Origin of the sequence: Pseudomonas sp. Irchel s3h17 (genome assembly GCF_900187505.1) — a bacterium.
Lineage (GTDB): Bacteria > Pseudomonadota > Gammaproteobacteria > Pseudomonadales > Pseudomonadaceae > Aquipseudomonas.
Map to the genome: position 1 here is coordinate 104,260 of NZ_FYDL01000010.1, position 15,978 is coordinate 120,237.

A 15,978-nucleotide genomic window follows, 5' to 3' on the forward strand; every position below is an offset into this window, starting at 1 on the left:
TTCTACGCGCTCATGTCTCAGCCGATCCGCATCAAGGACCACGAAAAAGACGCCCGTCTGGTGCGTAGTCGCGTCGTGTTCGGTGCCATTGCGGTCGTGGTGCTGATCTGCGTGCTGATTGCGCGGTTGTATTACTTGCAGGTGATTCAATACGAGTACCACTCGACCCTGTCGGAAAACAACCGCGTCCACGTTCAGCCGATTCCACCGACTCGCGGCTTGATCTTCGACCGTAATGGCGTGGTGATTGCCGATAACCGGCCCAGCTTCAGCCTGAGCATGACGCGCGAGCGCTCCGGCGATTGGCAGCAAGTACTCGATGTAATCGTCGAAGTGCTGCAGCTGACACCCGAAGACCGGGCGATTTTCGAAAAACGCATGCGCCAGGGGCGCCGGCCTTTCGAGCCGGTGCCGATCCTGTTCGAACTGACGGAAGAGCAGATTGCCCGCATTGCGGTCAATCAGTTCCGCTTGCCAGGCGTTGAAGTGGTTGCGCAGTTGGTACGTCACTACCCGCAGGGGGCGCATTTCGCGCACTCGGTCGGGTACATGGGGCGGATCAACGAAAAAGAGCTCAAGACCCTCGACCCGGTGAACTACAGCGGTACCCATCACATCGGCAAGACCGGTATCGAGCGCTTCTACGAGCCTCAGTTGCACGGGCAGGTCGGCTACGAAGAGGTCGAGACCAACGCCCGTGGCCGTGTGTTGCGGGTGCTCAAGCGTACCGATCCGATTCCCGGCAAGGACATCATCCTGAGCCTGGACATCAAGCTGCAGGAAGCCGCCGAGGCGGCACTGGGCGGACGTCGTGGCGCGGTGGTTGCACTGGACCCGAACACCGGCGAAGTGCTGGCGATGGTCAGCCAGCCCAGTTTCGACCCGAACCTGTTCGTGACCGGCATCAGTTTCAAGGCCTACGCCGAGCTGCGTGATTCCATCGATCGGCCGTTGTTCAACCGCGTACTGCGCGGCTTGTACCCACCGGGTTCGACCATCAAGCCGGCCGTGGCGATTGCCGGGCTGGACGCCGGCGTGGTGACCGCCTCGTCCAGGGTTTACGACCCGGGCTACTACCAGCTGCCCAATTACGATCACAAGTATCGCAACTGGAACCGTTCGGGTGATGGCTATGTCGATCTGGACACGGCGATCATGCGGTCCAATGACACCTACTTCTATGACCTGGCCCACAAGCTGGGGATTGATCGGTTGTCGACGTACATGAACAAGTTCGGCATTGGCCAGAAGGTCTCGCTGGACATGTTCGAGGAATCGCCAGGCCTGATGCCGTCCCGCGAGTGGAAGCGCGCCACCCGTCGCCAGGCCTGGTTCCCGGGCGAAACCTTGATTCTGGGGATCGGCCAGGGCTACATGCAGTCGACTCCGTTGCAACTGGCGCAGGCCACAGCACTGGTGGCGAGCAAGGGCAAATGGATCCGTCCGCACCTGGCCAAGACCATCGAGGGCGAAAAGCCGGTGGATGAAAACCCGATCCCGGACATCGTCCTGCGCGATCCGGCGGACTGGGCCCGAGTCAACCACGGTATGCAGCAAGTGATGCATGGCGCCCGTGGTACGGCGCGTAAAGCCGCCATCGGAGCGCAGTATCGGATCGCGGGCAAGTCGGGTACCGCCCAGGTGGTGGCGATCAAGCAAGGCGAGAGGTACGACCGCTCCAAGGTCCAGGAACGCCACCGTGACCACGCCTTGTTCGTCGGCTTTGCCCCGGCCGACAACCCGAAAATCGTGGTGTCGGTGATGGTCGAGAACGGTGAGTCCGGCTCCGGCGTCGCGGCACCGGTGGTGCGACAGATCATGGACGCCTGGCTCCTGGACCAGGACGGCCGGCTCAAGCCTGAGTTCGCCAGCCCTATCAGCGCGGAGGCTACGGCCCGTGAAGAGTAATTTTGATCGCATCCTCTCCAGTGAAGATGTGATGCGTCGCCGCGCGACACTGCTGCAACGCATGCACATCGACGGCCCGTTGCTGATCCTGCTGTTGATCCTCGCCGCCGGTAGCCTGTTCGTGCTGTATTCGGCCAGCGGCAAGAGCTGGGACCTGCTGGCCAAGCAAGCCACGTCGTTCGGTATCGGCCTGGTGTCGATGATCGTGATCGCCCAGTTCGAGCCGCGTTTCATGGCGCGCTGGGTGCCGTTGGGCTATGTGGTCGGCGTTGTGTTGCTGCTGGTGGTGGACATCATGGGCCACAACGCCATGGGGGCAACGCGCTGGATCAACATTCCCGGGGTGATTCGCTTCCAGCCCTCGGAATTCATGAAAATCATCATGCCGGCGACCATTGCCTGGTACCTGGCCAAGCGCAGCTTGCCGCCGCAGCTCAAGCACGTTGGCATCAGCCTGCTGTTGATTGGCGTGCCGTTCATCCTGATCGTGCGCCAGCCGGACCTCGGGACCTCGCTGCTGATCCTGGCAGGCGGTGCTTTCGTGCTGTTCATGGGCGGGCTGCGCTGGCGCTGGATTGTCAGTGTGCTGGCCGCGGCGGTGCCCGTGGCGATTGCCATGTGGTTCTTCGTCATGCACGACTACCAGAAGCAGCGTGTGCTGACCTTCCTCGACCCGGAAAGCGATCCGCTGGGTACCGGCTGGAACATCATTCAGTCCAAGGCCGCCATCGGTTCCGGTGGCGTGTTCGGCAAGGGCTGGTTGCTGGGCACCCAGTCGCACCTGGACTTCCTGCCGGAAAGCCACACCGACTTCATCATCGCGGTGATGGGCGAGGAGTTCGGCCTGGTGGGCATCTGTGCCTTGTTGCTGGTTTATCTGTTGTTGATTGGCCGTGGGCTGGTGATTACCGCCCAGGCGCAGACATTGTTTGGCAAATTGCTGGCCGGTGCGCTGACGATGACGTTTTTTGTTTACGTTTTCGTCAACATCGGTATGGTCAGTGGCCTGTTGCCGGTAGTGGGGGTGCCGTTGCCGTTCATTAGCTACGGCGGAACTTCGCTGGTAACACTGCTGTCAGCGTTTGGGGTTTTGATGTCGATCCATACCCATCGTAAGTGGATCGCGCAAGTTTGAATAAGGTGAAGATTTCAATGCAAGTAATGCGTGGCTGGGCGACTCGATACGCACCCTGGGTCGGCCTGGTAAGCATCCTTGGCACGGCGCCGCAGGCGCTGGCCGGCGAATATGAAGGCTCGCCCCAGGTGGCCGAATTTGTCGGTGAAATGACCCGCGACTACGGCTTCGCCGGAGAGCAGTTGATGGGCGTGTTCCGTGAGGCGCAGCGCAAGCAGTCGATTCTCGACGCGATCTCACGGCCCGCCGAGCGGGTCAAACAATGGAAAGAATATCGCCCGATGTTCCTCACGGACGCGCGAATTGCCCGCGGCGTGGACTTCTGGCGTCAGCATGAGGCCGTCCTGGCCCGTGCCGAGCAGGAATACGGTGTGCCGGCCCAGGTGATCGTCTCGATCATCGGTGTCGAGACCTTTTTTGGTCGTAATACCGGCAATTACCGGGTGATCGACGCCTTGTCGACCCTGGGTTTCGACTACCCTCCACGTGCCGAGTTCTTCCGCAAGGAATTGCGTGAGTTCCTGCTGCTGGCCCGGGAAGAGCAGGTCGACCCGCTGACGCTCAAGGGGTCGTACGCCGGCGCCATGGGGCTGCCACAATTCATGCCGAGCAGTTTCCGCGCCTATGCGGTGGATTTCGACGGCGATGGCCACATTAATATCTGGACCAACGCCGACGACGCCATCGGCAGCGTTGCCAGCTACTTCAAGCGCCACGGCTGGGAAGCCGGGCAACCGGTGGTCAGTCTCGCTGAAGTGCGTGGCGATCAGGTCGACGAAGGTTTGACCGTTGGCATTGAACCGGTGAAAACCGTCGGGGAGTTGCGAGCCCTGGGCTGGTCGAGTCATGATGCGCTGCGCGACGATATGCCGGTCACCGCGTTTCGTCTGGAAGGCGACAATGGCCCGGAATACTGGATGGGCCTGAAGAATTTCTACGCGATCACGCGTTATAACCGCAGCGTGATGTACGCCATGGCCGTACATCAGTTGTCTGAGCAGTTGGTCCAAGCACGGGGCGTCAAGTAATGCCAGCATCGCCAATCCGCACACCCTTGAAGCTGGTGGCTTTCGCTGCGTTGTCGATGCTCGTGGCCAGTTGTTCGACCAGTCGCGCGCCGCAACCCAAGGCACCGGCCGCGGCACGCCCCGCGCCGGGCCTGGACATCAACCGCGCCCACAAAGACGGCGCGCCGTGGTGGGATGTGGACGTTTCACGCATTCCCGATGCGACACCGACCCTGCACAGCGGCGCCTACAAGGCCAACCCCTACACGGTGCTGGGCAAGACTTATTACCCGATGCCCGAGTCCAAGCGCTATGTCGCCACGGGCACGGCGTCCTGGTACGGCACCAAGTTCCATGGCCAGAACACGGCCAACGGCGAGGTGTATGACCTGTACGGCATGAGCGCCGCCCACAAGACGCTGCCGCTGCCCGCGTATGTACGCGTCACCAACCTGGACAACCATCGTACGGTGATCCTGCGGGTCAACGATCGCGGGCCGTTCTACTCCGATCGCATCATCGACTTGTCCTATGCGGCAGCGAAGAAGCTCGGCTATGCCGAAACCGGCACGGCGCGGGTCAAGGTCGAGGGCATCGATCCTCAGGAGTGGTGGGCGGCCAAGGGCCAGCCGGCGCCGCTGATGCTCAAGGAGCCACAAATCGCGCAGAATAGCGCCCCGGTCATCACCGCTTCCGCCGGCAAGGTTGAACAATGGACGCCGCCGCCGCAGCAACACGCGGCCGCCGTGATACCGGTGCAGCTTGAAACAAAGAAAAACGCTTCGGTAGCAGCCTCTGGCCAGTATCTGCAGGTGGGCGCGTTCGCCAACCCGGACGCTGCGGAGCTCCTGAGGTCGAAGTTGAGTTCGATGGTGAGCGCCCCGGTGTTCATCAGCTCCATCGTGCGTAATCAACAGACGCTGCATCGGGTTCGCCTGGGGCCAATCGCCTCCCAGGGCGAAGTTGCCCAAGTGCAAAACAGTGTGCGCCTGGCCAATCTCGGTTCGCCGAGCCTGGTGACGGCCGAGTAAGCAATGCCTGATTCAAGGTTCACTTGCAGTGTGAGGGGTGAACCTGGTTGTTGGCTCGTTGTAGAACAAGAACCCGGCAAGGGTCGCAGAGTGAACAACTGAACACGCGACAACCCTCAGGCCTCGTGCGGTGAAGGTTGTCAGATTAGTTTTGCCCGCAAGGGCAAGTTTCCATTAGCGATTTCGAGAGACGGATGAACATCACCACCTTTGCCAAACGCCTGTTCCTGCTAGTCCCGCTGCTCCTCTCACCGGCCGCCTTCGCGGTCGAGATGATGCCGTCGCCACCGCAACTGGCCGCCAAAGCCTATGTGCTGATGGACGCCAGCAGCGGCAACGTGCTTGTCGAGAACAACGGTGACCAGCGTCTGCCGCCCGCCAGCCTGACCAAGCTGATGACCGCGTACATCGCGACGCTGGAAATCCGTCGTGGCCAGATCGGTGAAAACGATCCGGTGACCGTCAGCGAAAACGCCTGGCGTACCGGTGGCTCGCGGATGTTCATCAAGGTCGGCTCCCAGGTCTCTGTCAGCGACCTGTTGCACGGCATCATCATCCAGTCGGGCAACGACGCCAGTGTTGCGCTCGCCGAGCACATCGCCGGCAGCGAAGACGCCTTCGCCGACATGATGAACAAAACCGCTGCCGACCTGGGCATGACCAACAGCCACTTCATGAACCCGACCGGTTTGCCAAATCCTGAGCACTACTCGTCGGCTCACGACATGGCCATCCTGGCTCGCGCGATCATCCACGAAGACCCGACTCACTACGCGATCTACTCGCAGAAAGAGTTCTTCTGGAACGGTATCAAGCAACCGAACCGCAACCTGCTGCTGTGGCGCGACAAGACTGTCGACGGTCTGAAAACCGGTCACACCGACGAAGCCGGCTACTGCCTGGTGTCCTCGGCGGTACGTGATGGCATGCGCCTGGTCTCCGTGGTGTTCGGCACCAACAGTGACACCGCGCGTGCAGCCGAAACCCAGAAGCTGCTGACCTACGGTTTCCGTTTCTTCGAAACCCAGACCTTCTACCAGAAAGGCGCCGAGCTGGCTCAGGCTCCTGTCTGGAAGGGCACCACCAACCAGGTCAAGGCCGGCCTGGCGCAAGACCTGACCATGACCCTGCCAAAAGGCCAGCTGAAAAAGCTCGCTGCCAGCATGACCATGAATCCACAGCTGATCGCGCCGATCGCCAAAGGCGACGTGATTGGTAAAGTCGAAGTCAAACTGGACGACAAGGTGGTGCACAGCGCTGACCTGATCGCACTGGACGGGGTCGACGAAGGTGGTATCTTCCGCCGCATGTGGGATAGCATCCGTCTATTCTTCTACGGCTTGTTCAACTGATTAGTGTGGACCTGCATGGCCCCGCTCCCACCCGGAGCGGGGCCATGTCCGTTGCCACGGCTTACGAGGCCGTTACGCCATGACAGATACCGAAGTAAAGGCGCCAAAGATCGAATTCCCTTGCGAGGATTACCCGATCAAGGTGATCGGCGATACCGGTGTGGGCTTCAAGGACAAGATCATCGCGATCCTGGAGAAGCACGCCACCGTTGACCACAAGACCCTGGCCGAGCGCCAGAGTACCAATGGCAAGTACACCACCATCCAGTTGCACATCATCGCGACCGGCCAGGAACAGCTCTACGACATCAACAGCGAGTTGCGGGCGACCGGTTTCGTGCACATGGTGCTGTGATGTCTGAATCGCTGGGTTTTCGCGAGCTCGGCCAGCTGGCTTACGAGCCGGTTTGGCATGCCATGCAACGTTTTACCAATGAGCGTGGCAGCGAGCGGGCCGATGAAATCTGGCTGGTCGAGCACCCGCCGGTATTCACCCAGGGGCAGGCCGGCAAGGCTGAACACCTGTTGCTGCCTGGCGATATTCCGGTGGTGCAGGTCGACCGGGGTGGCCAGGTGACCTACCACGGTCCGGGCCAGCTGGTGGCTTATCTGCTGCTGGATGTGCGCAAGCTGGGGTTCGGTGTGCGTGACCTGGTCAGCCGGATGGAACAGTGCCTGATCGAACTGCTGGCCAGCTACGGCGTCACCGCCGTGGCCAAGGCCGATGCGCCGGGCGTCTACGTCAACGGTGCGAAAATCGCTTCTCTGGGGCTGCGGATCCGCCACGGTTGCTCCTTTCATGGCCTGGCCCTGAACGTGGATATGGACCTTGAGCCGTTCCGACGGATTAACCCCTGTGGCTACGCTGGGCTGGCAATGACTCAGCTGCGTGACCATGCAGGGCCGATTGAATTTGCCGAGGTAAGTGCCCGGCTGCGCGCGCAGCTCGTCAAACACCTCGACTATGCTGAGCAGACGACCCTAACGGGCGGAATCGACTGATATGACTACTGATGCAGTGCAAACCATGATCCCGACGCTCGATGTCACCGAGCGTCCGGCCCCGCGTGCCAAGGTTGAAGCCGGCGTCAAGCTGCGCGGCGCCGAGAAGGTTGCACGTATCCCGGTGAAGATCATTCCGACCACCGAACTGCCGAAAAAGCCTGACTGGATTCGCGTGCGTATCCCGGTGTCCCCGGAAGTCGACCGGATCAAGGCCCTGTTGCGCAAACACAAGCTGCACAGCGTCTGCGAAGAAGCCTCCTGCCCGAACCTGGGCGAGTGTTTCTCCGGCGGTACCGCGACCTTCATGATCATGGGCGACATCTGCACCCGTCGCTGCCCGTTCTGCGACGTCGGCCACGGCCGTCCGAAGCCACTGGACACCAACGAGCCGGAAAGCCTGGCCATCGCCATTGCCGACCTGCACCTGAAGTACGTGGTGATCACCTCGGTGGACCGCGACGACCTGCGTGACGGTGGCGCCCAGCACTTTGCCGACTGCATCCGTGAAATCCGCAAACTGTCGCCGAACGTGCAGCTCGAGACCCTGGTGCCCGACTACCGTGGCCGCATGGACATCGCCCTGGAAATCACCGCTGCCGAGCCACCGGATGTGTTCAACCACAACCTGGAAACCGTGCCACGCCTGTACAAGGCGGCGCGCCCGGGTTCGGATTACCAGTGGTCGCTGACCCTGCTGCAACGCTTCAAGCAGATGATGCCGCACATCCCGACCAAGTCCGGGCTGATGCTGGGCCTGGGCGAGACCGACGAGGAAGTCATCGAAGTCATGAAGCGCATGCGCGAGCACGACATCGACATGCTGACCCTGGGCCAGTACCTGCAACCGTCCCGCAGCCACTTGCCCGTGCAGCGTTTCGTGCACCCTGACACCTTCGCCTGGTTCGCCGAGGAAGGTTACAAGATGGGCTTCAAGAACGTCGCGTCCGGCCCGCTGGTACGCTCTTCGTACCACGCCGACGAGCAGGCGAAGCTGGTCAAGGCCGAGCTGATGTCGTCCTGATCCGGCACGCCCGCAAGACCTGAAAGTCTTGCGGGCGTTCTTTTTTGTGCTGCCCACTGCCACACCAACCTTTTCCCGCAACCAGCGGGGTGGTTGAACCTCTTCTGTTTGTCCCCGTTCCTGACTACTGTGTGTGCAAGCCGTCACGCAGGGAGAATCACGGATGACCACTCGCTCCACCCTCACCATTAGCGAACACACCCCCGTCCCGGCACTGCCGGCTGAAGGGCGCATTGGCGTCATTGCACCGGCGGGCCCGGCGGCACTGGAGGCCGAGAAGGCGCTGCAGTGGATGCGGATGCGGGGCTACTCGCTGCGGATCTTCCCCGGTGTCCTGGAAAAGGATGGTTACCTGGCCGGCAGCGATGAGGTCCGCCTGAAGGACCTGCATGATGCATTTACCGACCCGGCCATCGACGCCATCCTCTGTCTGCGCGGGGGATACGGCAGCCCTCGCTTGCTGGACCGTATCGACTATGAGCTGCTGCGGCGCCATGCCAAACCGTTCGTCGGCTATAGCGACATCACCGCATTGCACCTGGCGATCAGCCGCTACTCGGGGTTTGTCACGTTTCACGGGCCGATGCTCAACGCGGACCTGCTGGGGGACAAGCAGCAACCGACCGAGGCGTCATTGTTCAGCATGCTCAGGGGGCAGCTCAAAGCCGGCAGCCTGTTGGCGCACCCGGTGGCCTATCCGCTGACGACCATCGAGCCTGGCATCGCTCACGGGCGTTTGCAGGGCGGGAATCTGTCGATGATCGCCGCCACCCTGGGAACGCCGTTCGAAATCGATGCCGACGGGATCATTCTGTTCATCGAGGACATCAACGAGCCGCTGTATCGCATCGATCGACTGCTGACCCACTTGCGACTGGCCGGAAAGTTGAACCGGTTGCGGGGAGTGTTGGCGGGGGATGTGGCCGGTGTGGACAACGAGGCGCTGGCGCAGTTGCTCAAGCAGACCTTCGCGCCGTTCGGCATTCCGGTGCTGGCCGGCTGGCGCAGCGGGCACTGCGACCCGAACCTGACCTTGCCGATGGGCGCGTTGGTAACGCTGGATGCGGGGAGCAAGACGTTGGTGCTGGAGCAGGATGTGGTGGTCAAGCCCTAGCGACAGGTGCTTATGCTGCTCAATAAGGCCTGAACGCTGCTCCCTTGGCGAGCGAGCTTGCTCGCGCTGGGTTGCGCAGCAGCCCAAAAAATGTCACCGAGGTCTTTCTGATAGACCGCAATCACCTCTCAAGGTGCGCTGCGCGCCCCAGCGCGAGCAAGCTCGCTCGCCACGGGGAGGTGTTCGGCGCTCCTCTACGTGGCGAGAACAAGCCTGTGAGCAGGGCAGTTGCTCTTGCCTACGATGCCTTTAGCGGTTACGCAAACTATCCAGCAGCTTGCGCGTCGGATAGCCGTCCGCCGGCCAGCCAAATGACTGCTGGGCTGCGCGAATGGCTTTGCGGGTGTTGGCGCCGATGATGCCGTCGGGGTTGCCGGCGTCATACTGGTTGGCGCTGAGCAGGGTCTGCAGTTCAATGCGCTCGGTGCGACTCAACGGCAGATCGTCCTTGGGCCATTCGCCGTTGATCCGGCCAGCGCCGCTGAAGCGTTCCGACAACAGGTTCACCGCCAGTGCGTAGGACGACGAGTTGTTGTACTTGAGCACCGCACGGAAGTTGTCGAGGATCAGGAAGGCCGGGCCGCGATAGCCGGCGGGCAGCAGCAGGGCAGCGGACAGTTGCTCGGAGCCTGCGGGTACGCTGGCGTCGTTTGGCAGCTTGACGCCCAGTTGCGTCCATTCGGCGACGCTTTTGCGGATGGCGCCGTCGGCCAGCGCGTAATTGAAGGTACCTGGCACTGTGACTTCAAAGCCCCACGGCTGGCCTTTCTGCCAGCCGGAGCTTTGCAGGTAATGGGCGGTCGAGGCCAGCGCGTCGGCCGGGCTGTTCCAGATGTCGCGGCGACCATCGCCATCGAAGTCCACGGCGTGCGTATTGTAGGTGGTCGGGATGAACTGGGTCTGGCCCATGGCGCCGGCCCAGGAGCCGAGCATCTTCTCGGGGGCGATATCACCCTGTTGCAGAATCTGCAACGCCGCCAGCAATTGCGCGTGGGCAAAACCCGGACGCCGGCCTTCGTAGGCCAGGGTTGCCAGCGAGCGAATCACTGACTTGTCACCCTGGAAGCTGCCGAAATTGCTTTCCATTCCCCAGACGGCCACCAGGACCTGGCGATCGACGCCATAGCGCTGTTCGATGGCGCTCAGGGTGTCGGCATACTGGCTGAGCAGTGCCTGGCCTTTGCGCACGCGCAGAGCGGAGAGGGCGCCGTCGAGGTATTCCCACACCGGCCGAGCGAACTCAGGCTGGCTGCGGTCGGCACGGATCACGCTCATGTCCGGCGTGACGCCGGCAAAGGCGCGGTCGAACAGGGAAGGGCTGATGCCGGCGGCGAGGGCGTCCTTGCGGAACGCGGCCTGCCATTGCTCAAACGTCTGGCTGGGTTGGATCTCGAGGTTTTCTGTCGGTACGACGGGCGTAATGACGGCCGGGGCGGTCGTGACCGGTACGGTCTGAAGCGGTTGGGCGTCGGCGGCGGTCGGTTTTTCCGCGCAGGCAACAAGCAGAACAAGGCTGGAAGCCGCAATCAGTTGGCGCAGGTGCCAACGACGGGAAATACAAAAGGGCATGCACAGGTCCAGAGAAAACGAATCAGGTGTCGACCTTATCATGACCGGAGGGCTGGAGGGGCCTCACCTTTCAAGCGGCCAGAAAGCAAGAAGCCTCCCAGCTTTTAGACTGGAAGGCTTCGCGGCGGTAGCTGCCTTTGCCCTTGGCCGGTTGTTCCTGGCGGCTGCGGAACAGTGGTTGGGCGACGATGGACTTGGCCTTATTGGGCCGCTTGTTTCTGCTCATGGGCGGTACGCTCGCTGGGTGGGTTCTTGCGCGGAGAATCATCGGCCGAAGTTTGGACGTTGTCTAGTCCATGGGATAGGCAGGACAGATGATCCGTGGCGAGGGAGCTTGCTCGCGCTGGGTTGCGAAGCGACCCCCAAAGAGCATCCTCATCGACGACGGCTGCACCGGAGCGCAGACCGGCCGGCGGGAGCAAGCCCTCTAGCCACAAAAGGGTTACTCGGCGGGCAAATTCAGGCGCTGGCCAGCCATCAACAGCGACAGACGGCTGAGGCTCATCCACGGCGAGCCGGCGGCCTGGCCCTTGATCTGTGCGTCGATGCGTTGCGCTTCGAGCAACAGTTGCGCCCAGCGCGGTGCCGAGTAGCGTTGCAGGGCCTTGCTCATCAGCGGCTTGCGCTTGTCCCAGACCGGCGGTCGGGCCTGGCTGAAGGCTTTGTCCAGCGGTACGCCCTGGCTGTATTGCAGCGACAGGTTGGCCAGCAGGCGCAGTTCCCGGGCCAGGGCCCAGAGGATGACTGGTGGTTCCACACCTTCGCCGCGCAAGCCTTCGAGCATGCGCAGCGCATGGGCGGCTTCACCGTTGAGGATCGCATCGGTGAGCCCGAATACATCGAAACGCGCACTGTCGGCCACGGCCGCCTGTACCGTTTCCACGGTGATCTGGCCACCTTCGGCCATCAGCTTGAGCTTTTCGATTTCCTGGGCGGCGGCCAACAGGTTGCCTTCCACCCGGGCGGCGATCAGTTCAACGGCATCCTGGCTGGCGGACAGCCCGGCCTGGGACAGGCGCTGGCGAATCCACTGCGGCAACTGGCCGACATCGACCGGCCAGATTTGCACGAACTGGGTCTGCGCACCTTCGACCAGCGCCTTGCCCCATTTGGTTTTCTGCGCGCTGCCGTCAAGCTTGGGCAGGCTGATCAGCAGCAGCGTGTCTTCTGCCGGTCGCGAGCAGTATTCCATCAATGCCGCTGCGCCCTTGTCACCCGGCTTGCCGGACGGCAAGCGCAGCTCCAGCAGACGCTTTTCGGCGAACAGGGACATGCTGGCACCCGCTTGCAGCAGGGTGCCCCAGTCGAAGCTGGCATCGGCACTGAATACCTGGCGCTCGTCAAAACCCTGCTGGCGGGCAGCAGAGCGGATGGCGTCGGCGGCTTCCTGGCACAACAGCGGGTCATCGCCGCTGATGATGTACACCGGAGCGAGGGCACCTTGCAGGTGTTTGCCGAGTTGGGCGGGGGCGAGTTTCATAAGGCGGGGCAAACGGGGCGCAATAGCGCCCCGTAAGACTTACTCGGCAGGTACTTGCAGAGGCGACTGACGCGGGGTGTTCGCCTCGGCTTTCTGGGCCGCTTCCAGCGCCTGGGCTTCGGCCTTGGCACGTGCATCGGCGGATTGTTGCAGCTGATCCAGTTGAGCAGGGCTCAGTTGCTGCAGGCGCAACATCATGCGTTGCACCAGGTCACGGCGTATTTCCTTCTGGGCTTCATCGGCTTCCTGAACGGAGCCGGTGATGTTGCTGCCATCGTGCATGACGACTTTCTGTACTTGGATTTTGTCGCGGATCAGCGACAGGTTGTTCTGGCCGACGATCTGGTAGTCCAGCACGGTGGTCAGTTCGTTCTCCGCGGCACGGCCGGCACCGGAGTAGCTCAGGACGCGCTGGGTCGTCTGCTCATTGGTGAACACCAGTTTGTAAGGTGCGCCGGCAGCCACGTGGACGCCACTGCTTTGCAATACCTGACGCATCATCACCACGGTATCGCCATAGGCGTTACGGGCGCTCAGGTCGAGTTCCTTGATCGCCAGTTCGGTGGAACCGGTGCCACGCAGCTGGAAACCGCAGGCGCTCAGCAGGACCGCGAGGCCCATCACCAGCAGGTTGCGCTTGATCATCTTGTTGCTCCCCTTGAAACCGTGAGGGCCGACAGCGCGGCCCGAAAGGTTTTATACGGCGCCAGGCGAACCTGGCGCCTGATCCAATTAGCTGGCGACGATGTTGACCAGTTTCCCGGGCACCACGATCACTTTACGAATCGTCAGGCCGTCGACAAAGCGCAGCACGTTCTCGTTGGCCCGTGCAGCGGCCTCGACTTCTTCGCGCGTCGCGCTGGCCGGCATCTCGATCTGGCCACGCAGCTTGCCGTTGACCTGGATGACCAGTTGCAGGCTGTCCTGCACCAGCGCGGTCTCGTCCAGCACCGGCCAGCCGGCGTCGATCACCGGATCGGCGTGACCCAGGCGATGCCACAGCTCATGGCTGATGTGCGGCGTGATCGGAGCCAGCAGCAGGGCTACGGTTTCCAGGCCTTCGTGAATCAGTGAGCGGTCCTGGTCGGTCCCTTGCGGGGCTTTTTCCAGCACGTTCATCAACGTCATCACCTGGGCGATGGCGGTGTTGAATTTGTGGTGCTGGCCGACGTCCTGGCTGGCTTGCTTGATGGCCAGGTGGATCGAGCGCCGAATGACTTTCTGCTCGTCGTTCAGTGTGGCGATGTCCAGCTTGCCCGGCAGGCCCTGGCCTACATGAGACTGAGCCAGGCGCCAGACGCGCTTGAGGAAGCGGTGCGAACCCTCGACGCCGGAGTCGGACCATTCCAGGCTCATGTCAGGCGGCGAGGCGAACATCATGAACAGGCGGCAGGTGTCGGCACCGTACTGGTCGATCATCGACTGCGGGTCAACGCCGTTGTTCTTCGACTTGGCCATCTTCTCGGTGCCACCGATTTCCACCGGCAGGCCGTCGGAAATCAGCTTGGCGCCAATGATCTTGGCCTTGCTGTCGCGCTCCAGTTCAACGTCTGCCGGGTTGAACCAGGTGTAGCTGCCGTTGGCTTCGCGACGGTAGTAGGTTTCCGCGATCACCATGCCCTGGGTCAGCAGGTTCTTGAACGGCTCGTTGGAGCTGACCAGGCCTTCGTCACGCATCAACTTGTGGAAGAAGCGTGCATAAAGCAGGTGAAGAATGGCGTGTTCGATACCGCCGATGTACTGGTCCACCGGCAACCAGTGGTCGGCCGCTGATTTTTCTACCAGGCCACCTTCAAAGTGCGGCGAGGCGTAGCGGGCGTAGTACCACGAGGACTCGACGAAGGTGTCCATGGTGTCGGTTTCACGCTTGGCAGGCTGGCCGCATTTAGGGCAGCTGCACTCGTAGAACTCGGGCATGCGCGCCAGTGGCGAGCCAGCGCCGTCGGGTACGACGTCTTCTGGCAGGACGACAGGCAACTGGTCTTCCGGCACCGGCACGTCACCGCAGGTATCGCAGTGGATGATCGGGATCGGGCAGCCCCAGTAGCGCTGGCGGCTGATGCCCCAGTCGCGCAGGCGGAACTGGGTGCGCGAGGCGCCCAGTTCTTTCTTGATCAGGGCGACTTCCATGGCGTCGAACGCGCCTGCGAAATCGAGGCCGTCGAACTCGCCGGAATTGATCAGCGTGCCGTGTTCGCCGTAGGCGTCTTGCCATGGCGCCGGGTTGGTGTCACCTGTGCTGGTGCGCACCACCGATTTGACCGGCAGGTTGTACTTGTGGGCGAACTCGAAGTCGCGCTCGTCGTGAGCAGGCACTGCCATGACCGCGCCATCGCCGTAGTGCATCAGCACGTAGTTGGCGACCCACACTGGCAGTTTTTCACCGGTCAGCGGGTGTTCGACGAACAGTGACGTCGGCAGGCCTTTCTTCTCCTGGGTCGCCATGTCGGCTTCGGCGACGCTACCGCCCTTGCATTCAGCGATGAACGCTTGCAGCTCAGGGTTGTTCTGCGCGGCCAGGGTGGCCAGGTGGTGCTCGGCGGCCACGGCGACGTAGGTCGCGCCCATCAGGGTGTCTGGACGGGTGGTGAAGACTTTCAGTGCGCCGGTTTCGCCGATCGACTCGACGTTGTACGGGAACTGCACTTCCATGCCGCGGGATTTGCCGATCCAGTTGCGCTGCATGGTCTTGACCTGTTCAGGCCAGCCAGTCAGTTCATCGAGACTCTCCAGCAGTTCATCCGCGTAGGCGGTGATCTTGAAGTAGTACATCGGGATTTCGCGTTTTTCGATCAGCGCACCGGAGCGCCAGCCGCGACCGTCGATCACTTGCTCGTTGGCCAGAACGGTCTGGTCGACCGGGTCCCAGTTCACGGTGCCGTTTTTACGGTAGATCACGCCTTTTTCGAACAGGCGAGTGAACAGCCATTGTTCCCAGCGGTAGTAATCGGGCTTGCAGGTGGTCACTTCGCGCGACCAGTCCACCGCCAGGCCCAGGCTGCGCAGCTGGGTCTTCATGTAGGCGATGTTCTCGTAGGTCCATTTGGCGGGCGCTACGTTGTTCTTCATCGCGGCGTTTTCCGCCGGCATGCCGAAGGCGTCCCAACCCATGGGTTGCAAGACGTTCTTGCCTTGCATGCGCTGGTAGCGGGAGATCACGTCGCCAATGGTGTAGTTGCGCACATGCCCCATGTGTAGCTTGCCGCTGGGGTAAGGGAACATCGACAGGCAATAGTAGGTTTCCTTGCCTGGCTGTTCACTGACTTCAAAGGACTTTTGCTCATCCCAGAATGACTGGGCGGCGGCTTCGATTTCACGGGGCTGATATTGTTCGTGCATGGCTACTTTTGAACTGA

General features: G+C 61.9%; 14 protein-coding genes. 9 read left to right on the plus strand and 5 right to left on the minus strand.

Features of this window, described 5'->3' with window-relative positions; all coding sequences use genetic code 11:
• Window positions 1–12 precede the first annotated feature (12 nt).
• From mrdA to CKW25_RS16240, 9 genes are all read left to right on the plus strand, one after another.
• Window positions 13–1,908: a penicillin-binding protein 2 gene (gene mrdA / locus CKW25_RS16200; RefSeq protein WP_095080589.1), complete on the plus strand. Its 1,896-nt coding sequence runs from the start codon at window positions 13–15 to the stop codon at window positions 1,906–1,908.
• A 31-nt stretch (window positions 1,909–1,939) separates the two neighbouring features.
• Window positions 1,940–3,043, plus strand: coding sequence for a rod shape-determining protein RodA (gene rodA / locus CKW25_RS16205; RefSeq protein WP_172736546.1), 1,104 nt, complete (start codon window positions 1,940–1,942; stop codon window positions 3,041–3,043).
• A gap of 17 nt (window positions 3,044–3,060) precedes the next feature.
• Entirely contained in the window at window positions 3,061–4,071 is a 1,011-nt protein-coding gene (gene mltB / locus CKW25_RS16210) for a lytic murein transglycosylase B (RefSeq protein ID WP_095080593.1), read from the plus strand.
• Window positions 4,071–5,081, plus strand: coding sequence for a septal ring lytic transglycosylase RlpA family protein (locus CKW25_RS16215; RefSeq protein ID WP_095080596.1), 1,011 nt, complete (start codon window positions 4,071–4,073; stop codon window positions 5,079–5,081). The genes mltB and CKW25_RS16215 overlap by 1 nt, the downstream gene beginning before the upstream one ends.
• Before the next feature lie 194 nt (window positions 5,082–5,275).
• On the plus strand, window positions 5,276–6,433 hold the full coding sequence (locus CKW25_RS16220; protein WP_095080598.1) for a D-alanyl-D-alanine carboxypeptidase family protein: 1,158 nt from the start codon (window positions 5,276–5,278) through the stop codon (window positions 6,431–6,433).
• Window positions 6,434–6,512: 79 nt separating this feature from the next.
• On the plus strand, window positions 6,513–6,788 hold the full coding sequence (locus tag CKW25_RS16225; protein WP_095080600.1) for a DUF493 domain-containing protein: 276 nt from the start codon (window positions 6,513–6,515) through the stop codon (window positions 6,786–6,788).
• Window positions 6,788–7,435, plus strand: coding sequence for a lipoyl(octanoyl) transferase LipB (lipB, locus tag CKW25_RS16230; RefSeq protein WP_095080602.1), 648 nt, complete (start codon window positions 6,788–6,790; stop codon window positions 7,433–7,435). Before CKW25_RS16225 ends, lipB begins: the two co-directional genes overlap by 1 nt.
• Before the next feature lies 1 nt (window position 7,436).
• Window positions 7,437–8,459, plus strand: coding sequence for a lipoyl synthase (lipA, locus tag CKW25_RS16235; RefSeq protein WP_095080604.1), 1,023 nt, complete (start codon window positions 7,437–7,439; stop codon window positions 8,457–8,459).
• Between the two features lie 163 nt (window positions 8,460–8,622).
• Window positions 8,623–9,573: an LD-carboxypeptidase gene (locus CKW25_RS16240; RefSeq protein WP_095080606.1), complete on the plus strand. Its 951-nt coding sequence runs from the start codon at window positions 8,623–8,625 to the stop codon at window positions 9,571–9,573.
• A 249-nt stretch (window positions 9,574–9,822) separates the two neighbouring features.
• Here the strand turns inward: CKW25_RS16240 and CKW25_RS16245 are convergent, their stop codons facing one another.
• The 5 genes from CKW25_RS16245 to leuS form a co-directional block, all read right to left on the minus strand.
• Entirely contained in the window at window positions 9,823–11,142 is a 1,320-nt protein-coding gene (locus CKW25_RS16245; RefSeq protein WP_095080608.1) for a lytic murein transglycosylase, read from the minus strand.
• A gap of 70 nt (window positions 11,143–11,212) precedes the next feature.
• On the minus strand, window positions 11,213–11,368 hold the full coding sequence (gene arfA / locus CKW25_RS16250; protein WP_095080609.1) for an alternative ribosome rescue factor ArfA: 156 nt from the start codon (window positions 11,366–11,368) through the stop codon (window positions 11,213–11,215).
• 216 nt (window positions 11,369–11,584) lie between these two features.
• Complete coding sequence (holA, locus tag CKW25_RS16255) at window positions 11,585–12,622, minus strand: DNA polymerase III subunit delta (RefSeq protein ID WP_095080611.1); 1,038 nt, start codon at window positions 12,620–12,622, stop codon at window positions 11,585–11,587.
• A 39-nt stretch (window positions 12,623–12,661) separates the two neighbouring features.
• The gene (gene lptE, locus CKW25_RS16260; protein ID WP_095080612.1) at window positions 12,662–13,267 is read right to left on the minus strand and encodes an LPS assembly lipoprotein LptE; all 606 of its coding nucleotides are present in this window, start codon (window positions 13,265–13,267) and stop codon (window positions 12,662–12,664) included.
• A gap of 87 nt (window positions 13,268–13,354) precedes the next feature.
• Complete coding sequence (gene leuS, locus CKW25_RS16265) at window positions 13,355–15,961, minus strand: leucine--tRNA ligase (protein WP_095080614.1); 2,607 nt, start codon at window positions 15,959–15,961, stop codon at window positions 13,355–13,357.
• Between the last annotated feature and the right edge of the window lie 17 nt (window positions 15,962–15,978).